Raw genomic sequence first — 19269 nt, forward strand, 5'->3', positions numbered from 1 at the left:
CCGAGGCTAATGGGGCACACTGTGGGTTCGCCGGACGTAAGCGCGCAGCGCAGCTCGACCCGGCTCCGCTCAGACCACCCGCGCGCCCGCGCGCCAGACCGCGCTCGTCAGCGGCACGCCCGGCCGGTAGGCGAGGTGCGTGATCGACGGGGCATCGAGCACCTGCAGGTCGGCGCGGGCACCGGGGCGGATGCGTCCCAGCGGCAGGCGGGCACGCCCGGCCCGCGAGGCGGCCGGGTCGGGCACGCCGCGCTCACCGGAGCCGGCGGCGCGCACCGGCGCGGCCGCGGACTCGTCGCCGTCGAGCCCGAGGGCGACGGCGCCGCCGAGCGTCGCGGCGCGCACGGCCTCCTCGACTGTCAGCCCCATCTGCAGCACGGCGGTCGCGACGCAGAACGCCATCGAGGTCGTGTAGCTCGTGCCGGGGTTGCAGTTCGTCGCGATCGCGATCACGGCGCCCGCGTCGACCAGCCGCCGCGCGGGGGCGAGCGGCATGCGGGTCGAGAGGTCGCAGGCTGGCAGCACGGTGGCGACGGTGCCGGTGCCGCCGTGCCAGGTCTCCGCGAGCATCCGCACCTCCTCGTCGTCGATGAAGGCGACATGGTCGACGCTCGCGGCGCCGAGCTCGACCGCGAGCCGCACGCCCGGGCCGGGGCCGAGCTGGTTGCCGTGCACGCGCAGCGCGAGTCCCGCGGCCCTGCCCGCCTCGAGCACGCGGCGCGACTGCGCCTCGTCGAAGGCGCCGCGCTCGCAGAAGACGTCGATCGCCTCGACGTGCGGCGCGACCGCCGCCAGCATCTCGCCCGTCACCAGGTCGACGTAGGCGTCCGGCCCGCCGCGCTCGGCCCAGTCCTGCGGCACCAGGTGCGCGCCCAGGAAGGTGACCGAGTCGGCGCGGGTGGCTGCGATGCGCGCGCTGCGCAGCTCGTCTGCGACGGTCAGGCCGTAGCCGGTCTTGGTCTCGAAGGCGGTCGTGCCGCCGCGCAGCAGCTCGTCGGCGAGCCGGTCGAGGTTGGCGGTGAGCTCGTCGTCGGTCGCGGCGCGGGTGGCACCCACGGTCACGCCGATGCCGCCGGCCGCGTACGCCTCGCCCGCCATCCGCGCCTCGAACTCGGCGGTGCGGTCGCCGGCGAACACCAGGTGCGTGTGGCTGTCGACCCAGCCGGGCAGCACCGCGCGACCGTCGACGTCGACGCGCTCGTCGGCGGCCGGTGCTGCGGATGCCTCACCCACCCACGCGATCACGTCGCCGTCGACCACGACGGCCGCGTCGCGCATCCGCCCGCGTTCGTCGTCGTTGGTGGTCAGCTCGCCGATGCCGGTGATGAGGGTCGCCATCACTGACCCCGCTCGATGCCGACCTGGAAGCTCTCGCCCTCGCGCGCCGACCACGCCTCGATGCGGTCGACCAGCCCCGCCTCGATGAGGGCGCCGCCGCCGACGGCGAAGGCGACGGATGCCTCGATGTCGCGGGCGAGGAAGCGGTCGGGCCCGACGCCCGGCACCAGCCGGCGCAGCGCCTCGATGACCCGCCCGGTGCGGGGCCCGGGAGCGTCGTCGCGCAGCTCGATGCCGCGCGCTGCCGTCATGATCTCGATCGCGAGCACCCTGCCGAGGCCGTCGACGGCGCGGCGCAGCTTGCGGGCGGCGCCCCAGCCCATCGAGACGTGGTCCTCCTGCATGGCGCTCGAGGGGATGGAGTCGGCCGAGGCGGGCACCGCGAGGCGCTTGAGCTCGGAGACGATGCCGGCCTGCGTGTACTGCGCGATCATCAGGCCCGAGTCGACGCCCGGGTCGTGGGCGAGGAACGGCGGCAGGCCGTAGGAGCGCGCCGGGTCGAGGAAGCGGTCGCTGCGGCGCTCGCTCATCGAGGCGACGTCGGCGATCGAGATGGCGAGGAAGTCGAGCACGGCGGCGACGGGCGCGCCGTGGAAGTTGCCGTTCGAGACCACGCGGCCATCGGGCAGCACGACCGGATTGTCGATCGCGCTCGCCAGCTCGATCTCGGCGACGCGGGCGGCGTGCGCGGCGGTGTCGCGCGCGGTGCCGTGCACCTGCGGGGCGCAGCGCAGCGAGTAGGCGTCCTGCACGCGCGTGTCCTCCGGCCCCTTGTGGCTGGCGACGATGGGGCTGTCGGCCAGCAGCGCGGCGATGTTCGCGGCGCTGGCGGCCTGGCCCGGGTGCGGGCGCAGCGCCATCAGCTCGGGCGCGAAGGGGGCGTCGGTGCCGAGCAGCCCCTCGACGCTCATGGCGGCGGCGAGATCGGCCGTGTCGAGCAGCTTGTCGAGGTCGGCCAGCGCCAGGCACAGCATCGCCAGCATGCCGTCGGTGCCGTTGACGAGGGCGAGCCCCTCCTTCTCGGCCAGCACGACGGGCGTGAGGCCCGCCCTGCTGAGTGCTTCGGAGGCGTCGAGGAGCTCGGTCGAGAGCTCGAGCGGGCCATCTCCCTGGCGGTCCACGCGCACGGTGCCCTCCCCCATCGCCGCGAGCGCGATGTGCGACAGCGGCGCGAGGTCGCCCGAGCAGCCCAGCGAGCCGTACTCGCCGATGACCGGGTGGATGCCGGCGTTCAGCATGCCGGCGTAGAGCTCTGCGGTCGCGCGACGGATGCCGGTGCGGCCGGTCGCGAGCGTCTGCAGCCGCAGCAGCATCAGGCCGCGCACCACCTCGCGCTCGATCTCCTCGCCGCTCGAGGCCGCGTGCGAGCGGATCAGCGACTGCTGCAGCCGGGTGCGGTCCTCCGGCGCGATGGCCGTGTTGGCCAGCGCGCCGAAGCCGGTGGAGATGCCGTAGTGCGGGCTCGTGTCGGCGGCGAGCCCGTCGATCACGGCGCGCGAGGCGTCGAGCGCCGCGAGCGCCGCGGCGCTCAGCTCGACGCGCGCATCGAAGCGGGCGACCTGCACGACCTCGTGCCGGGTGAGGGGGGAGTCTCCGAGAACCACAGTCATGCCCCCATTCCACCTGCGGCACCGGACACGCGCATCCGCCTGCGTCATACTCGTGTCTGAGATCTCAGACTCGGAGGCGATCGTGGGGATGGCACGGATGCCGGCGGCCCGGAGCGCGCTGCGGGTGCTGGCGCTGCTCGCCGAGCAGGCCGGCCCGGTGCGCGCGGCGACCATCGCGCGCGAGCTCGGGCTGCCCCGGTCGAGCGCGTACCAGCTGCTGCAGGTGATGCGCGACGAGGGCTTCCTCGTGCACTACCCGGAGCTGGGCGCGTGGGGCGCGAGCGCCCGGGTGCAGCAGATCGGCTCGCGGGTGGCAGCGGCGACCAGGCTCGAGCGGCTCGCGCAGCCCCTGCTCGACGGCCTCGTGCGCGCCGCGCCGGTGCCGACCACGAGCCACCTGGCGGTGCTGGCCGGCAGCGATGTCGCCTACGCCGGGCGGGGCGAGGCGCGCCGCTCCCCCGCGACCGTCTCGAACGTCGGGGTGCGGCTGCCCGCGGTGCGCACGGCGACCGGCCGCGCGATGCTGGCAGCGCTGGGCGACGAGCAGGTGCGCGCGCTCATCCCCCACGACCGCGACCTGGCGGGCGAGCGTCCGGCGACGCGCTCGGCCCTGACGACGCTGCTCGCCGGGGTGCGGCGGCGCGGCTGGGCGAGGGAGGACGGCGAGGTGGATGCGGCCTACGGCTCGGTCGCGGCCGCCGCGCGCGACGCCGCCGGCTATCCCGCCGCGGCCGTCGGACTGACCTTCCGGCTGGCGGCACTCGAGCCCGACGACTGGGAGGGGCTGGGCGCGCAGTGCGCAGCCGCGGCAGCCGAGCTCACCCGCCGGCTCGGCGGCGGCTGAGCTCGACTGCCGCGCGACTCAGACGGGCCGCTCGTCGGCGTCGGGTCCGGACGGCGGAGCGTCCGCCAGCGCAGCCTCGGAGGCGTCGTCGGGCTGCAGCTCGGGCTTATCCATCGCGTGCGTCCTGTCGATGACCGCCTGCGCTCGGTCGGCCTGCTCGTCGTAGGAGGCGCCGGTCGCGTCCTCGACGAAGTCCTGGCTGCCGTCGACGTCGGCACCGGGCAGCTCGACATCCGGCTGGTCCTCATCGCGGCGGTCGTCGCGGCGGTCGTCGCCCTGCGGTTCGTGCTCAGCCATCTCGCACCCCTCTCGTGACCCGGCGGCGGTGCGCCGCCCTCTGACAGCACACCATGCCGAGCGCCGCTGGGCAATGGTGACGCTCGGAGCTGCGGGGCGATGCCGGCGGCGGCGAAGGCCAGCGGCCGTTCGCGGCGTCGGCGGCGAGGCGCTCGCCCCAGGCCTGCTCGGCTTGCTCGAGTCGCTCCGTGCGCTCGTCGGCGGTGACGTCGACGGCGGGTGCGGCGGCGGATGCGGTGGCGATGCTCATGGGTCTCCTCGGGTCGCCAGACCACAGGTTACGAGGCGACGCGGCGGGCCCGGCAGCCCACCGCGTCGTCGATCGTCACGCCCCGTCACGCGGCGTGGCAGCGTTGCTCAGCCACCTGGCGGCTGCGTAGGGTCGGCGGGCCATTCGGGCGCCTCGGGCGGCGGCCCCACCGGCGCCTCCGGCGCGCTCGGCGCACCGGGCGCAGTGGGATCCACGCGCACCGGAGGGTCCTGCTCCGGCGGATCCGATGCGGCCGCGGTCTCGATGCCGCTCATGGCTCAGCACGCCCGTCGGCCGGGTCGTCATTGCCCGGCTGCGCTCCGGGAGGCGGCGCGATGCCGGTATCGCTGGCGCCCGCGTCGTCGGCGTCGGCCCAGTTGCCGCCCGTGCGGTCGGTGTCGGTGGGGCCGACGCCGAAGGCATCGGGCCCGCCAGCCTCGGAGCCGACCGGCTCATTGGCGGGCGATTGGGTGCCGGGGGCGACCGAGTCGTCGGCGACGTCATCCGCGGCGCCGCCGGCCTCCGCCTCCTCGGCGGCAGCCCGGTCGGGTCGCTCGCCCGGCTGCTGCACCAGCTCGTGCTCCTGATCGAACGCCGCGAGCCCTGCGTCGGCGATGTCGTCGGTCCCGGGCATCTCGCACCTCCTGTGCCGAGCGGGCGGCGGTCGCCCGCGCACCTGCCAGCCAAGCCGATCCTGCCGTCACCCGCCAGCCCCCAAAGCGAAGCGGCGCCCACGGGTGCGACCGTCAGTCGATCAGCCACCAGATGCCGGCCACCGCCTGCGCGATCGCGATCAGCAGTGCGATCGTGATCAGCACCACGTGCACGGTCAGGAACCGCGTCGGCCTGCCGTGCGCATCCCTCGCTCGCTCATCCTTCGCGATACGACGCAGGAATGTCGGCCAGACGAGCAGGCTGAAGGCGGCTCCGACCAGCAGCAGCACGGCCCCGACGATGCCGACCGCGTCAGGCATCTCGGGCCGGATCCTCGCCGCGCGCGTGCGCGATGCGGATCAGCTGCCGCAGCACGGCCTCGTCGACCTGCTCGAGCCGCTTCACGTACACGCAGCCGGCGCCCTCCGTGTAGCCGCCCAGCTGCGGCAGCAGCGCCGCGCCCTCAGGCAGATCCTTCAGTCCGTAGAGCGAGAGCGCCCCCTTGCGCGGCGAGAAGCCGACCTTCGGCCAGTCGCCCTCGGCACGCGAAGTCTTCGAGGGCGACACGTAGTGGTAGCTGCCGAAGCCGATGATCGACGGACCCCACAGCACCGGTTCCTCGCCGGTCTCCTCGCGCATGATCGCGACCAGCCGGTGCCCCTCCTCGACGCGCCGGGGCGGCTCGGCCGCATCGAGGAATGCTTCGACGGATGCGTCGGTGGGCTTGGTCTTCTGCTCTGCCATGCGACCATCCTCTGCCGGATCGGGGGCGGCGTCCAGATCGGCCGGCCCTCCGCCGCATCCGTCCGCGCACGCAGAAGGGGCCCCGCAGTGCGCGGGGCCCCTTCCGTGTGTCGTGCTGGTCCTACTTGTTGATCTTCGTGACCGTGCCGGCGCCGACCGTGCGGCCGCCCTCACGGATGGCGAAGCCGAGGCCCTCCTCCATGGCGATCGGCTGGATCAGCTCGACCGTCATGTCGGTGGTGTCGCCGGGCATGACCATCTCGGTGCCCTCGGGGAGCGAGATGACGCCGGTGACGTCGGTGGTGCGGAAGTAGAACTGCGGGCGGTAGTTCGTGAAGAACGGGTTGTGGCGGCCGCCCTCGTCCTTCGCGAGGATGTACGCCGTGCCCTCGAAGTTCGTGTGCGGCGTGACCGAGCCCGGCTGCACGACGACCTGGCCGCGCTCGACGTCCTCGCGCTTGGTGCCGCGCAGGAGCAGACCGCAGTTCTCGCCGGCCCATGCCTCGTCGAGCTGCTTGTGGAACATCTCGATGCCGGTGACCGTCGTCTTCTGCGTCGGGCGGATGCCGACGATCTCGACCTCGGAGTTGATCTTCAGCGTGCCGCGCTCGGCGCGACCCGTGACGACCGTGCCACGGCCGGTGATCGTGAAGACGTCCTCGACGGGCATCAGGAACGGGCGGTCGCGGTCGCGGACCGGGTCCGGGATGTTCTCGTCAGCGGCTTCCATGAGCTCGATGATCGAGTCGACCCACTTCTGCTCGCCCTCGAGCGCCTTGAGCGCCGAGACGCGGATGACCGGAGCGTTGTCGCCGTCGAAGTTCTGGCTCGACAGCAGCTCGCGGACCTCCAGCTCGACGAGCTCGAGGATCTCCTCGTCGTCGACCATGTCGGACTTGTTGAGCGCGACCATCAGGTACGGCACGCCGACCTGCTTGGCGAGCAGCACGTGCTCGCGGGTCTGCGCCATGGGGCCGTCGGTCGCGGCGACCACGAGGATCGCGCCATCCATCTGGGCCGCACCCGTGATCATGTTCTTGATGTAGTCAGCGTGACCAGGAGCGTCGACGTGCGCGTAGTGGCGCTTCGGCGTCTCGTACTCGATGTGCGAGATGTTGATCGTGATGCCGCGCTGGCGCTCCTCAGGAGCGGAGTCGATCGTTGCGAAGTCGCGCTGCACGTTGGTCGCCGACGGGTACTTGTCGGCCAGGACCTTCGAGATCGCTGCCGAGAGCGTCGTCTTGCCGTGGTCGACGTGACCGATCGTTCCGATGTTGACGTGCGGCTTGGTCCGCTCGAACTTGGCCTTAGCCACTATGTCCTCCTAGGACTGTTCTCATGAGTGCACCGCCGCATCCGCGGCGATCCTTCGGGGTGGTGTTGATCTATCGTACTTCGACCGCGGTTGCAGGGAAAACCGAAGTCGCTGGCGTGCGGACCGGGGCGCCGCCGTGGCCGCCCCGGCGCCTCACTCGCCCTTGCTCTTCTGGACGATCTCGTCCGAGACGGCCTTGGGCACCTCGGCGTAGCTCGAGAACTCCATCGAGTAGACGGCGCGGCCCGAGGTCTTCGACCGCAGGTCTCCGACGTAGCCGAACATCTCCGACAGCGGCACGTCGGCCCTGACGACCTTCACGCCCTGCGCGTCCTCCATCGACTGGATCTGCCCGCGGCGCGAGTTGAGGTCGCCGATGACATCGCCCATGTACTCCTCGGGCGTGCGCACCTCGACCGCCATGAGCGGCTCGAGCAGGATCGGCTGGGCCTTGCGGGCAGCCTCCTTGTACGCCATCGATCCGGCGATCTTGAACGCCATCTCCGAGGAGTCGACGTCGTGCGCAGCACCGTCGAGCAGCGTCGCCTTGACGCCGACCGTCGGGTAGCCGGCGAGCACGCCGACCTGCATCGCATCCTGCATGCCGGCGTCGACCGAGGGGATGTACTCACGAGGCACGCGACCGCCGGTGACGGCGTTCACGAACTCGTAGGTGGTCTCCGCGGTGACCTCCATCGGCTCGAGCTTGATCTGCACCTTCGCGAACTGACCGGAACCACCGGTCTGCTTCTTGTGGGTGTAGTCGTACTTCTCGACGGTGCCCTTGATGGTCTCGCGGTACGCGACCTGGGGCTTGCCGACGTTCGCCTCGACGTTGAACTCGCGCTTCATGCGGTCGACCAGGATGTCGAGGTGCAGCTCGCCCATGCCCTTGATGACCGTCTGACCGGTCTCCGGGTTGTTCTCGGTGCGGAAGGTCGGGTCCTCCTCGGCGAGCTTCTGGATGGCGATGGAGAGCTTCTCCTGGTCCGCCTTCGTCTTCGGCTCGATGGCCACCTCGATGACGGGGGCCGGGAAGGTCATCGACTCGAGCACGACCTGGTTGGCGGGGTCGCTGAGCGTGTCGCCGGTGGTGGTGTCCTTGAGGCCGATCACCGCGTAGATGTGACCCGCGCTCATCGACTCGACGGGGTTCTCCTTGTTGGCGTGCATCTGGAAGATCTTCCCGATGCGCTCCTTCTTGCCCTTGGTCGAGTTCACGACCTGGGCGCCGGAGTCCACGTGGCCCGAGTAGACGCGCACGTAGGTCAGGCGACCGAAGAACGGGTGCACGGCGACCTTGAACGCGAGTGCCGCGAAGGGCTCGTCGCGGTCGGCGTGGCGCTCGATGATGACGTCCTCGTCGCGCACGTCGCGACCCGGGATGGCCGGGACGTCGAGCGGGTTGGGGAGGTAGTCGACGACCGCGTCGAGCATCGGCTGCACGCCGCGGTTCTTGAACGCGGAGCCGCAGAGCACGGGGTAGATCTCCGAGTTGACCGTCATCTTGCGGATGGCGGCCTTGATCTCGGCGACCGTGATCTCCTCGCCCTCGAAGAACTTCTCCATCAGGGCGTCGTCGGTCTCGGCGACGGTCTCGATGAGGGCCGTGCGGTACTCGTCGGCCTTCTCCTTGAGCTCGGCCGGGATCTCCTCGATGGCGTACTCGGCGCCCATCTTCACGTCACCCTTGGAGTCGCCTCGCCAGGTCTTCGCGTTCATCTCGACCAGGTCGACGATGCCCTCGAAGGAGCTCTCCTCGCCGATCGGCAGCTGCAGCACCAGCGGGCGAGCGCCGAGGCGGTTGATGATGGTGTCGACCGTGAAGTAGAAGTCGGCACCCAGCTTGTCCATCTTGTTGACGAAGCAGATGCGCGGCACGTCGTACTTGTCGGCCTGGCGCCACACCGTCTCGGACTGGGGCTCGACGCCCTCCTTGCCGTCGAAGACGGCGACCGCGCCGTCGAGCACGCGGAGCGAGCGCTCGACCTCGACCGTGAAGTCGACGTGGCCGGGGGTGTCGATGATGTTGATCTGGTTGTTGTCCCAGAAGCAGGTCACGGCGGCAGACGTGATCGTGATGCCGCGCTCCTGCTCCTGCTCCATCCAGTCAGTCGTCGCGCCGCCGTCGTGCGTCTCGCCCATCTTGTGGTTGACGCCCGTGTAGAACAGGATGCGCTCGGTCGTGGTGGTCTTGCCGGCATCGATGTGCGCCATGATGCCGATGTTGCGGACCTTCTTCAGGTCCGTGAGCACGTCCTGTGCCACAGGGTTCCTCCGATGAGTGGATGGATGCGTTTGGTATTGGTGGATGCGGGCCGCCTTGGACGGCGGCCCGCATCAAGGTCACCAGCGGTAGTGCGCGAAGGCCTTGTTCGACTCGGCCATCTTGTGCGTGTCCTCGCGGCGCTTCACAGCGGCGCCGAGGCCGTTGGATGCGTCGAGGATCTCGTTCATGAGGCGCTCGGTCATGGTCTTCTCGCGACGAGCCTTGGCGTACGAGACGAGCCAGCGCAGCGCGAGCGTGTTCGCGCGGTGCGGCTTGACCTCGACGGGCACCTGGTAGGTCGAGCCACCGACGCGGCGCGACTTGACCTCGAGGGTCGGACGGATGTTGTCGAGGCCCTTCTTGAGCACGACGACGGCGTCCTCGCCCGACTTGGTGCCGACGCCGGCGAGCGCGCCGTAGACGATGCGCTCGGCGAGGCCCTTCTTGCCGTCGAGCAGGATCTTGTTGACGAGCTGCGAGACGATCGGTGCGCCGTAGACGGGGTCAGCAACCACCGGGCGCTTGGGTGCGGGTCCCTTGCGAGGCATTACTTCTTCTCCATCTTCGCGCCGTAGCGGCTACGAGCCTGCTTGCGGTTCTTCACGGCCTGGGTGTCGAGCGCGCCGCGCACGATCTTGTAGCGCACGCCGGGGAGGTCCTTCACACGACCGCCGCGGACGAGCACCATCGAGTGCTCCTGGAGGTTGTGGCCCTCACCGGGGATGTAGGCGGTGACCTCGGTGCCGTTCGAGAGCTTCACGCGCGCGACCTTGCGGAGCGCCGAGTTCGGCTTCTTGGGCGTGGTGGTGTAGACGCGGGTGCAGACGCCGCGCTGCTGGGGGTTCGCCTTCAGTGCCGGCGCCTTGGTCTTGGTGACCTTCGGCGACCGACCCTTGCGGACCAGCTGCTGGATTGTGGGCACGTTGCTTCTTCCTGCTGCACGGTGACAGCTCTTCGATGTGGTGGTCCGGCTGGGCCGGCTCCATCGGTGATCCGTCGCACGCTCTCGCGCGCTCCCGGATATGCCGTGGGGGTCTGCGGATAGGCTCCGCAGCCCGAGTGAACTCGTACGCTTCCTGCGCATGACGCAGGGCGCGCATGTGCGCACACCCGCTCGATGCTACCGGTGTGGGGAAATCTGGTCAAGCAGGGGCGTCAGCCGTGCGGCGCGGCGTCCCGATCGAGGGTCCACCACTCCCCCAGCGGCGTCGCGCGAGCACGCTCCGCGCCGACGGCGTCCACCAGTTGCCGCTCCTGCAGCACCTGCAGGATCGACTCCCGCTCGTCGCGCAGCGCCTGCTGCTCATCGCTGGGCAGCGCCTGCACCCGCTTCGCCAGTGCGATCTCCTTGCGGTCGCGCACCGTGGGCCGCGAAGCCGCGAGCTGGGCGATGACCACGACCAGCCCCAGCAGCCCGGTCACCACGATCGGCGCCATCAGGCTTGCGAACGAGGTGGGCGGCAGCATGCCGGAGAACCACGGCACCGCGAGCACGGCAGAGAGCACGGCGAGGACGCCCATCGCAACAGCCGCGCCGCTCCGCTCGCGTCCGCGACGCCACCAGTCGACGAGCACCCATGCCTGGCCGATCGCGCCGATCCAGAACGTCACGAGCACCATGGTCTGCAGCTGGTCGCCGACGAAGCCGTCGCCCGACATCATGCTCCCGAAGTCGTCGCCGCCCAGCGGCAGCAGCAGCGCGGCGGGCGGCGCGACCATCGCGATCGCCTTCAGCGCGCCGAGGGCCAGCTTCCCGCGTGCCCCGCCGCGCAGCGAGGGCGTCAGCCGCAGCTGCCGCCACTCGAGGATCCCGTAGTCGACCCCCTTGCTGAAGTCGCCCTCCTGGGCATGCCGAACCGCATCGCTGGTCCGCTCCGCTGACTCGCTCAATGGTCTCCCTCCGGGCGCACCCACCGCAGGGTGGACGCGCACATGTCGAACAGCGCATGCAGCGCTCTGGGGTTCTCGGCCTCGCGGGAGAGGTGCTGCGGCCGGCCGTATGTGGCCATCAGCTCGAGCGCCCGCCGCCGTCGCGTGCCGGGTACTGGCGTGAGGTAGTGCGTCGTGCTGATCACGACCTGCTCGCCCTCGACCTCCTGCTCCGACTCCGTCTCGAAGCGCATCGTGCGCGTGTCGCCCATCAGCGGTTCTGCACCGTACTGGCGGATGGCGAACTGCGCGTACGCATCGATCGGCGACTCGGCTGTTCCCCGACGGATGACGGCGATGATCGAGGCCGGCACGAAGAGCCCGTCGCCGCTGCTGTCGAGCGGCATGAAGGCCGCGACCGCGCCGTTGCCGCGCATGGCCGCGAAGCTCTCACGGAGCATGCGGCGGACAGCGACCTCGATGTCGGGTCGGCCCGCCTGCATCATCCGCTGGCGCAGCTGCTTCGCCAGCATCGCCTCAGCCGCCTCGTCGACCGCCGTCCTCGCCCACCCTCGCGGCAGCGTGAGGGCGAAGTCGGGCTCCGCGGCCGCACCGAGCTCCGCACGCAGGGAGACGCGCTCGCGGCGAGCCTCCTGCGGGCGCGGGTCCTCGACCGCCTCAGCGCGGTGCACGCGCTCGCTCATCGCTCCTCGCCGCCGTCGCCGGCGGACGATGCCTCATCGTCCGCGCGCCGTGCGGCCTCGAGCTGCAGCGACATCCAGATCGCGTCGTCATCGATGAGCACCGCAGCGGGCGAGGCGGCCCGGAAGGGCGCGCCATCGGGCAGCGTGACCTTGAGCGTGCTGATCATGCCGTGGAGTCCGGGCAGGATCTGGCCGAGCAGATGCGGCAGCGTCGACTCCACCAGCACCACCAGCGCGCGCTCGCCGTCGTCGAAGACCGCGCACCAGTCGACCAGCGTGGATTCGACCCCGTCGCCCGTCCCCAGGTCGTGCATGCGCACGCACATGGTGCCGGGACCGACGGGGGCATCCTCGTAGGCGAGGACGGTGAAGTCCTCCGCCTGCCAGTCGGGCAGGGTGGCAGAGGCGAACATGTCGATCTGCACGCGCACCCGCACCGTGCGGAACACCGGCCAGACGTCGAAGACGAACTCCGCATCCGGCCGCTCCTCGAGCCCCGCGAGCAGCATCTGCCGCACTCGCCCCTCCGCCTCGGGCGTCCACAACTCGCCCCAGGCGGTCTGCAGCTCGTCGACGCACTCATCGACCCACTTCGCGCGATCCGCTTGCGGCAGCTCGTCCGGGATCGCCAGCCAGCCCGGCTCCGTCGTCGCCAGCTCGATGGATCCAGTCACGGCGGCGACCCTACCAGCCGTGGTCGATCACCAGACCGTCTTGACGACCGGGTTGCGGTTGCGGAGGCTCTCGCGGTCGTCGCCGGTCACCTGGTTGTAGATGGTGTTGCCCCAGCCCTCGATCTTCAGGTAGTGGCCCACCTTCGAGTGGTACATCTCGTAGATCGAGCCGGGCATGCCGTCAGCGGTGTCGCTCCAGTCGCTGATGTTCTTCCCCGTGATCGACTTCACGACCGAGTCCTGCCAGCCGGTGTTCGCGCCCTCGCCCGCCCACTTCTGCCAGCCGGTCTTGTTGGCGCCGGATTGGCCGAAGTCCTTCACCGCGCTCCATCCCTTCTGGTAGACGTTGGGCTCGATCTTGGTCACACCGTCGGTGACGACGCGCTGCTTCGTGCCGAAGTTTGCGAACATGTCCCGAGCGAAGCCCGCCTTGTCACCCTTGAAGAGCTTGCCGGCCTTGCCGAAGGGGATGAGGTCGACCGCCGCCCAGGCGACATCGCCCCAGGAGCCGTCGCCGTCGAGAGCCATCACAACGGTGAGCACCAGCGTCGCGACGGCGATCGCCGCGGCGATGGCCGCGACGATCGGTCCGCCGATGATGAGCGCGGCGATGCCGACCACCAGACCCGCCCACTTCAGGATCTCGAGGGCGATGTTGATCCTGCCCTTCCAGTCCTCCCAGGTGGAGTCCTTCAGGTCGTCGCTGAAGGCATCCTCGATCGTCCCGATCGCCTTCTCCCACGCGTCTTCCCAAGTGTCATAGGCGGTGTCGTACACGCCTGCGGCGTCTTCCCAGTCCTCCCAGGCTGCGAGCTTCGCCTGATCCTTGGCCTCCTGCTCGGCCTCCTCATCGCTGCCTTCCTCAGGCTTGCCGATGCCGAGGAAGTAGTCGGTGCCGTCCTTGTCGCCGGGCAGGCCGTCGTAGAGGTTCCACTTGTCGCGCGCGTCCTGGCAGGCGGTGTCGACCTGGGACTTGATGGTGTTCCGCACCTCGTTGCCGTAGGTCTTCAGTGCAGTGCCGAGGGGCTTATAGAGCTCAGCAGCGAGCGTGAGCTTGTCGTCGGCGTCGCCGACCTTCTTCCGCAGCGCATCGACGGCGTCACCCTGCTGTCCGTCATCACCGCTGGCGAGCTCGCGCAAGGTGCCGGCCGCAAGCTCCATCCGGTAGCCGAGCTGCCAGACCTCGTTGCCCTGGGTCCAGATCTCGTCGCCGTCGCCCTCGAACTCGATGATCCATCGGCTCTGATTGGTGTATGGCCAATGCGCCATGCTTGTCTCCCTGCCTCGTGCCCTGGTCAGCTCTTCGGCGGCTGCTCGCCGCTCTCGAACTTCGAGGCCGCTTCCTCGTCGAACTGCTCGAACGACTTGTGCAGTCCGTCGGCCGCTTCATGGATGGTGGAGAGCGACTCCACGAGCCTCCCCCGCTTGTAGTCCCAGCGCGACTCCGACTCGCCTGCCTTGTCGGGGAGCTCGCGACGGTCCCAAGGCTTGCCGATGGCGTCGCGGATCAGATCCGAGCGGTCGCCGGCGTTCTCGAACTCCTCGATGATGGCGGCCAGCCGGGTCACGAGCCTGCCGAGCTCGTCGTACTTGATCAGCACGTCGTTCATCATGACCCTTCCGTTGTGGGCAGCGTGCCCGTCGTCCATGCAAATCTATGGTGCGCCCCAGTGCCGGCCAATGGGGAGACCTCCCCATCAGGCGCTGCGCCATCGGCGCGAAAAGGGGGCCGCTCGCGCGGCCCCCTCGGCGACAGCGTGTCAGCCCGTGATGCTGGCCGCAGCGCCCTCGTCCGTGTCCTGGATCATCTGCGACATGTCACGCAGCGCCTGCGCCATGCCCTCGACGCCCTTGGCGGCTTCCTTCATGCCCTCGGTCATGTCGGTGTACGAATCCTTGTAGGCACCCGAAGCCTGCTGCGTCTTGAAGCCGTCCTCGACGAGCTCGTCGACGTAGCCCTGCAGCTTGTCCAGCAGGTCATCGATGTCCGTCTTGCCGGTGTCGAGGTTGGAGGCAGTGCTCTCCATGTCGTCGTATGATGCGCCGAAGTCAACCATCGGTCCTCGCCTTTCTCAACTGGGATCGTGGGCCCGGTCTGGACCAACTGCAACCAATCTAGGAAAGCTCGCCTGAACGCTCAATGGGGAGACCTACCCATGCGCAGCGGAGGCGGTCTGCAGCGTCGAGGACGGCGTGGCCTCGGCGAGCGGCATCTGCGTCATCACGCCCTTGCCGAACTGCACGAAGATCCCGCGGCCGACGGGCGACTCGCTGCGCTTGATCCGCGGGAACGGCACCTTGAAGACCGATTCGCCGTCGTAGGTGTCCGGCTGCAGCGCGATGCCCTGGCGGGCCGACTTCCACTCACCGATCGTCCCGCTGCTCGATCCGGCACGGGAGATGTCCGCCTCTCCGAAGAGCACGTGGTCGCTGTTGTTCACCGCGGACATGAGCCCGCGGAGCGCACGCTCCGCCGGCCCGTCGTTCAGCTGCGCGACGTCCTCGGCGACGATCACGATGCGGCCGGGCACGGACTCGTCCACGACGAGCTCGGCGAGCTCCTTGGCGAGCTCCTCGACGTCGTCCGGGCGCACGGCGCTGCGGATCCATGGCCGGAAGTCGGCCAGCTCCGCGCGGCGGCCACCGAAGTGGAAGAGCTTCACGTCGGGGTCGAGGCGCTCCATCGCGGTGACGAGCGCGCGCAGCGCGTTCGTGCGCCCCGATTGCGGCGGGCCGACGATGGCGAACGTGCCGACCGGGTCGAAGCCGCGTGCTGCCAGCGTGTCCTCCGCGATCCCGAACACCGGCAGGCCGTCGACGCTGTCGGCCAGGTCGCGCTGTGCGACGCGCGTCGGCAGCGCCCCGATCTCGTCGACATCGGCGACGCCTGCCGCTCGCAGGTCGGCAGCGATCTGATCCAGCACCTTCGCCTGCTCCGCCACGTTCGAGGTGCCACCGATCACCGCCAGCTGGGTCTCCGACCCGTCGAGCAGCGCCCGGCCGGCCGGCGACGACTCGTCGAGCACGTCGCGGGCGACGCCCAGGTAGAGGTAGCCGTTCGGGTCGGCGAGACGGAGCACGATCTTCCTCGAGATGTTGCCGGTCACGCTGCCGCCGACCGAACCCGCCCGATCCGCCGCGAGCACGGCGTGCACGCCGAGGTTGCGGCCCTCGCTGAGCACCCGCATGAACATCCGGTAGAACGGCGACCGCGCCGCGGGGATCTCCCAGTCCTTGCGGAACTCCGGGAAGTTGTCGACCAGCAGGAACACCCGCGTGGCCTTCGGGTCGACGATCGTGCGGTACTCGGCCAGGTTCGCCGCGTCGGCGTCGGCGAACGCCTTCGCGCGACGGTCCATCTCGCGGTTGAGCGAGCGGAGCAGACGCTGCACGCGCTCGGCGTCGTCGCCGTCGATGATCGAGCCGACGTGCGGCAGCCGCTCGAGCGCGCGCAGCGAGCCGGTGCCGAAGTCCAGGCCGTAGACCTCGGCCAGGCCCAGCTCCGGCCGCAGACCGGCCACCGTGCCGATCGTCTTCAGCACGGAGGACTTGCCGGATCCCGACGCCCCGAACACGATCATGGAGCCGTCGCGATCGGCATCGAAGTAGGTGGGCAGCTGCGCCTGCCGCTCGGGCAGATCGGCAAGGCCCAGCAGCACCTTCCCGTCGCCCTCGAGCGGCTGCGAGACGATGTCGATCGTCGTGTCGAGGTCATCGAGCCACGGTCGGCGCGGCGCAGGGATCGCGGCGCTGGCCGCCGCGTCGATCATGGTTCGCACGATCCGCTTCTGATCGTTGGGACCCAGGTCCTCGTCCTCGGAGTCGGACTCGGCGACACGCTCGATCTCCCACACCGCGGTCGATCCGAATCGCAGCTCGGCGACCTTGACCTCGGCGACGACGACCTCGTCCTTGCCCGACCAGCCGCCCGCATAGGCCGATTGGAACGGCACGAGGCGTCCGGGACCCGTCTTCGCGATGCCGCGACCGGGGATGCTCGGGTCGAACGAGGCTGCGACGGTGTCGTCCACGACATCGCGCGAATCCGATTCGTCGGCCATGCGCAGCGCCACGCGCAGGTTGGTGTTGGCCCGCAGGTTGTCCTTGATGACGCCGGCAGGGCGCTGCGTCGCCATGATCAGGTGGATGCCGAGCGAACGACCTCGCTGGGCGATGTCGACGACGCCGTCGACGAACTCCGGCACCTCCTTGGCGAGCGCCGCGAACTCGTCGATCACCAGCACCAGCGCCGGAGGCGTCTCCGGGTCCTGGCGCTTCTCGAGCTCGAGCAGGTCCTTCGCCTTCTTGCGATTGAACAGGTGCTCGCGATGGTGCAGCTCCGCCTTCAGGCTCGTCAGCGCCCTGCGCACCAGGTGCTGGCTGAGGTCGGTGACCAAGCCGACGCAGTGCGGCAGCTCCACGCAGTCGGCGAACGCGCTGCCGCCCTTGTAGTCGACGAACAGGAACGTGACGCGGTCCGGGCTGTGCGCGGCCGCCATGCCGAGCACCCACGCCTGCAGGAACTCCGACTTGCCGGCGCCGGTCGTGCCGCCGACCAGTGCGTGCGGGCCCTGAGTGCGCAGATCGAGCGTCATGACGTCGCTCGCGCCCTGTCCCATCACGGCGCGCAGCGTGCCGGCGCGCTTCAGCCGCGGCAGTTGGGCGCCCGAGCGGTCGATGATGGTGGAGTTCTGGCGCCAGCGGTCGACGACCGCACCCGCATCCGCTGCCACCTCGTCGCCGACCAGCGACAGGAACATGACGGCGTTCGGGATGTCGGAGCTGTCGTTGATCACGATGCTCGAGTCGATCACCGGCGCGAGCCGCTTGGCGAACATGCTCATGTACTCGAGCGAGACCCCCTCCACGACCACCGGGCGCTTCGCCTCACCGGCGCGCACCGATCCGGCCGTAGCATCCTCGAGACCGCCGGTGACGTCGACGAAGCTGCGGCAGGCCGCGGGCAGTGACTCCACCGTCGGCGCCACGAAGACGCCGTGCACGCCGACATCCGCCCCGCGCTCCAGGATCTGCGTCAGGCGCGGGCGGTCGACCGGGGCGTCATCGGTGACGATCACGATCACCGACACCGGCGGCTTGGCCTTCCTGTTCTCTGCGGCCCGCGAGACGTCGGTCCCGTAGTCCATCGGCGTCCAGGTGTCGTCGAGCGGACCGCGCGGCTCGGCGGCCTTCGTGCGCTTCATCACATGCTCTTCGAGCGAGTTGAGCAGGGCTGCGCCCGCAGGGGCGGAGTCGGCGAGCGGCAGGTCCTTGAACGGGTTCGTCTCGCTCGTGGTGTGCGGCAGCCACTTCAGCCAGTCGAGCTGCTCGGTCCAGTCGGCCCCGCAGAGCGCGACTGCCACGACCTCGTTGGGCGCGTGCAGCCCGAAGAGCTGGACGGAGATCGAGCGCAGCGCATCCGCCGCCAGTCCTCTCGGGCCCGCGACGCCGATGGAGCCGGATGCCGCGAGCGACTCGTACACCGGCACGTCGTCGACGTATCGGAAGCGCTCACGCAGCCGCTCGACGCGCTCCTCGAACTCCGGCAGGCCCTCGGACTCCTCGGATTCGACGTCGCGGATCGTCAGGCGCGACTCGGCTCGGCACGAGCCCAGCCGCACGCCCAGGAAGTTCCAGTGCTCCGGCCGCCTCGTCCAGAGCATCGGCCCCAGCCGCATGGCGTGCTCGAAGACCTCGGCGACCGGCGGCGCCTCCTGGTTGCGGATCTCGACCTCGATCGGCTGCTCGCGGTAGAAGCGCTCCTCGAGATCCTCGTACTGCTTCTCGAACACCTGCTTCTCATGCAGCTGGCGCCCGCCGGCCTGCCGCTTCTGGTTGAAGTGGTTCGCGAGGAACATCAGCGGCGTCATCACGGCGATGAGGATCGACCGCGCACGACCCGTCATCGCATACAGCGCGCCGGCCATCAGGATCGGCGTCATGAGCATTGGCCAGGGGAAGAGCTTGTCGGTGATCTCCTTCGGCAGCCGCGGCGGCTTGATGGCCTCTCCGGGGAAGCGCGGCTCGACCCGCGGGCTGCGGTTGAACATCAGCGCGCCGCCGCGCTCGAGCACCGGGTCGTCGCCGGCAGCGTCGAAGGAGCCGGCGAGCTGCACGACGAACTCCGAGTCGCCGATCGTGAACGGCTGCCCGGGGACGACCGTCAGCCGCATCACGAGCTCGCCGTCGACCAGGATGCCGTTCGAGGAGCCGAGGTCGACCAGCTCGATGTGCGTGCCCACCTCGATGCGCGCATGGCGCTTCGAGACCAGCGCGTCGTCGAGCACGATGTCGTTGCCCGCGTCGCGTCCGATGCGCCAGTGCCCCTTCGGCAGCTGGAACTCCTGCCCGCGCAGCGCGCCGCCGACGGCGCGCAGGACGACGACCGCCTCCGGCGCGGTGCCGGATGCCTCCCCGAAGCGCCGCGGGTTGGCACCCAGGTTCACCACCGACGCATGGAAGCCCGAGCCGATGGCCGCCTCGGCGACCAGCACATCCGGCTGCAGCTCGACCAGCTGCTGCTCCGTGGGCGGCGCCACCGCGAGGGTGAGGGTGTCGAACTCGCCGAAGGCGATGCTCTTGGCCGGGTCTGCCAGCGCGATCTGCCGCGCGACATCGGCGACGGTCGCCGTCGAATCGGCGGTGATGACCACGTCGGTGGGATCCACCGTCGGCCGATGCAGCGTCAGCTTGACCTTCAT

General features: G+C 70.2%; 19 protein-coding genes. 1 reads left to right on the forward strand and 18 read right to left on the reverse strand.

Annotation, left to right across the window (positions count from 1 at the left end):
• Positions 1-69: 69 nt before the first annotated feature.
• Both hutI and hutH read right to left on the reverse strand, forming a co-directional pair.
• Positions 70-1338 carry an imidazolonepropionase gene (gene hutI / locus BM288_RS03505; protein WP_092915872.1) on the reverse strand — a complete coding sequence of 423 codons (1269 nt, stop codon included), beginning with the start codon at positions 1336-1338 and terminating at the stop codon, positions 70-72.
• Positions 1338-2948, reverse strand: a complete 1611-nt coding sequence (gene hutH, locus BM288_RS03510; protein ID WP_092916233.1) for a histidine ammonia-lyase — start codon at positions 2946-2948, stop codon at positions 1338-1340. The genes hutI and hutH overlap by 1 nt, the downstream gene beginning before the upstream one ends.
• Before the next feature lie 52 nt (positions 2949-3000).
• Here hutH and BM288_RS03515 point away from each other — a divergent pair, with 52 nt between their 5' ends.
• Positions 3001-3792, forward strand: coding sequence for an IclR family transcriptional regulator (locus BM288_RS03515; RefSeq protein WP_318255306.1), 792 nt, complete (start codon positions 3001-3003; stop codon positions 3790-3792).
• A gap of 18 nt (positions 3793-3810) precedes the next feature.
• On the opposite strand, the gene BM288_RS03520 is transcribed toward BM288_RS03515, so the two are convergent.
• The 16 genes from BM288_RS03520 to BM288_RS03595 all read right to left on the reverse strand — a co-directional run bounded on the left by BM288_RS03520 (position 3811) and on the right by BM288_RS03595 (position 19269).
• Positions 3811-4089: a hypothetical protein gene (locus BM288_RS03520; RefSeq protein WP_092915876.1), complete on the reverse strand. Its 279-nt coding sequence runs from the start codon at positions 4087-4089 to the stop codon at positions 3811-3813.
• Entirely contained in the window at positions 4082-4339 is a 258-nt protein-coding gene (locus BM288_RS03525; RefSeq protein ID WP_092915878.1) for a hypothetical protein, read from the reverse strand. Before BM288_RS03525 ends, BM288_RS03520 begins: the two co-directional genes overlap by 8 nt.
• Positions 4340-4610: 271 nt before the next feature.
• Entirely contained in the window at positions 4611-4973 is a 363-nt protein-coding gene (locus BM288_RS03530; protein WP_092915880.1) for a hypothetical protein, read from the reverse strand.
• A 112-nt stretch (positions 4974-5085) separates the two neighbouring features.
• On the reverse strand, positions 5086-5313 hold the full coding sequence (locus BM288_RS03535) for an SCO4848 family membrane protein (protein ID WP_092915882.1): 228 nt from the start codon (positions 5311-5313) through the stop codon (positions 5086-5088).
• Positions 5306-5737: a DUF1801 domain-containing protein gene (locus tag BM288_RS03540; protein ID WP_092915884.1), complete on the reverse strand. Its 432-nt coding sequence runs from the start codon at positions 5735-5737 to the stop codon at positions 5306-5308. The genes BM288_RS03535 and BM288_RS03540 overlap by 8 nt, the downstream gene beginning before the upstream one ends.
• A gap of 121 nt (positions 5738-5858) precedes the next feature.
• Positions 5859-7052, reverse strand: a complete 1194-nt coding sequence (gene tuf, locus BM288_RS03545; RefSeq protein WP_092915886.1) for an elongation factor Tu — start codon at positions 7050-7052, stop codon at positions 5859-5861.
• 153 nt (positions 7053-7205) lie between these two features.
• Positions 7206-9320, reverse strand: coding sequence for an elongation factor G (gene fusA / locus BM288_RS03550; protein ID WP_092915888.1), 2115 nt, complete (start codon positions 9318-9320; stop codon positions 7206-7208).
• Between the two features lie 78 nt (positions 9321-9398).
• Entirely contained in the window at positions 9399-9869 is a 471-nt protein-coding gene (gene rpsG / locus BM288_RS03555) for a 30S ribosomal protein S7 (RefSeq protein WP_092915890.1), read from the reverse strand.
• Entirely contained in the window at positions 9869-10243 is a 375-nt protein-coding gene (gene rpsL / locus BM288_RS03560) for a 30S ribosomal protein S12 (RefSeq protein WP_055787040.1), read from the reverse strand. The genes rpsG and rpsL overlap by 1 nt, the downstream gene beginning before the upstream one ends.
• 233 nt (positions 10244-10476) lie before the next feature.
• Positions 10477-11211, reverse strand: a complete 735-nt coding sequence (locus BM288_RS03565; protein ID WP_092915892.1) for a hypothetical protein — start codon at positions 11209-11211, stop codon at positions 10477-10479.
• Positions 11208-11894 (reverse strand): hypothetical protein, encoded by a 687-nt coding sequence (locus BM288_RS03570; RefSeq protein WP_092915894.1) that lies wholly within the window; start codon positions 11892-11894, stop codon positions 11208-11210. Before BM288_RS03570 ends, BM288_RS03565 begins: the two co-directional genes overlap by 4 nt.
• Positions 11891-12568 carry a hypothetical protein gene (locus tag BM288_RS03575; protein ID WP_092915896.1) on the reverse strand — a complete coding sequence of 226 codons (678 nt, stop codon included), beginning with the start codon at positions 12566-12568 and terminating at the stop codon, positions 11891-11893. Before BM288_RS03575 ends, BM288_RS03570 begins: the two co-directional genes overlap by 4 nt.
• Positions 12569-12595: 27 nt before the next feature.
• Entirely contained in the window at positions 12596-13837 is a 1242-nt protein-coding gene (locus BM288_RS03580; RefSeq protein WP_092915898.1) for a hypothetical protein, read from the reverse strand.
• 26 nt (positions 13838-13863) lie between these two features.
• Positions 13864-14217 (reverse strand): hypothetical protein, encoded by a 354-nt coding sequence (locus BM288_RS03585; RefSeq protein ID WP_092915900.1) that lies wholly within the window; start codon positions 14215-14217, stop codon positions 13864-13866.
• A gap of 111 nt (positions 14218-14328) precedes the next feature.
• Positions 14329-14625: a WXG100 family type VII secretion target gene (locus tag BM288_RS03590; protein WP_092915902.1), complete on the reverse strand. Its 297-nt coding sequence runs from the start codon at positions 14623-14625 to the stop codon at positions 14329-14331.
• Between the two features lie 93 nt (positions 14626-14718).
• Positions 14719-19269: an FtsK/SpoIIIE domain-containing protein gene (locus BM288_RS03595; RefSeq protein WP_092915904.1), complete on the reverse strand. Its 4551-nt coding sequence runs from the start codon at positions 19267-19269 to the stop codon at positions 14719-14721.

Source organism: Agrococcus baldri (assembly GCA_900114805.1).
GTDB classification, from domain to species: Bacteria; Actinomycetota; Actinomycetes; order Actinomycetales; family Microbacteriaceae; genus Agrococcus; species Agrococcus baldri.

What these genes read in the sequence shown, in the direction of transcription:
- rpsG (WP_092915890.1), bottom strand. Translation starts at nt 9,869, where the DNA reads ATGCCTCGCAAGGGACCCGCACCCAAGCGCCCGGTGGTTGCTGACCCC.
- hutI (WP_092915872.1), bottom strand. Translation starts at nt 1,338, where the DNA reads ATGGCGACCCTCATCACCGGCATCGGCGAGCTGACCACCAACGACGAC.
- BM288_RS03595 (WP_092915904.1), bottom strand. Translation starts at nt 19,269, where the DNA reads ATGAAGGTCAAGCTGACGCTGCATCGGCCGACGGTGGATCCCACCGAC.
- hutH (WP_092916233.1), bottom strand. Translation starts at nt 2,948, where the DNA reads ATGACTGTGGTTCTCGGAGACTCCCCCCTCACCCGGCACGAGGTCGTG.
- BM288_RS03525 (WP_092915878.1), bottom strand. Translation starts at nt 4,339, where the DNA reads ATGAGCATCGCCACCGCATCCGCCGCCGCACCCGCCGTCGACGTCACC.
- BM288_RS03520 (WP_092915876.1), bottom strand. Translation starts at nt 4,089, where the DNA reads ATGGCTGAGCACGAACCGCAGGGCGACGACCGCCGCGACGACCGCCGC.
- BM288_RS03530 (WP_092915880.1), bottom strand. Translation starts at nt 4,973, where the DNA reads ATGCCCGGGACCGACGACATCGCCGACGCAGGGCTCGCGGCGTTCGAT.
- BM288_RS03570 (WP_092915894.1), bottom strand. Translation starts at nt 11,894, where the DNA reads ATGAGCGAGCGCGTGCACCGCGCTGAGGCGGTCGAGGACCCGCGCCCG.
- BM288_RS03590 (WP_092915902.1), bottom strand. Translation starts at nt 14,625, where the DNA reads ATGGTTGACTTCGGCGCATCATACGACGACATGGAGAGCACTGCCTCC.
- BM288_RS03580 (WP_092915898.1), bottom strand. Translation starts at nt 13,837, where the DNA reads ATGGCGCATTGGCCATACACCAATCAGAGCCGATGGATCATCGAGTTC.
- BM288_RS03535 (WP_092915882.1), bottom strand. Translation starts at nt 5,313, where the DNA reads ATGCCTGACGCGGTCGGCATCGTCGGGGCCGTGCTGCTGCTGGTCGGA.
- BM288_RS03585 (WP_092915900.1), bottom strand. Translation starts at nt 14,217, where the DNA reads ATGGACGACGGGCACGCTGCCCACAACGGAAGGGTCATGATGAACGAC.
- BM288_RS03540 (WP_092915884.1), bottom strand. Translation starts at nt 5,737, where the DNA reads ATGGCAGAGCAGAAGACCAAGCCCACCGACGCATCCGTCGAAGCATTC.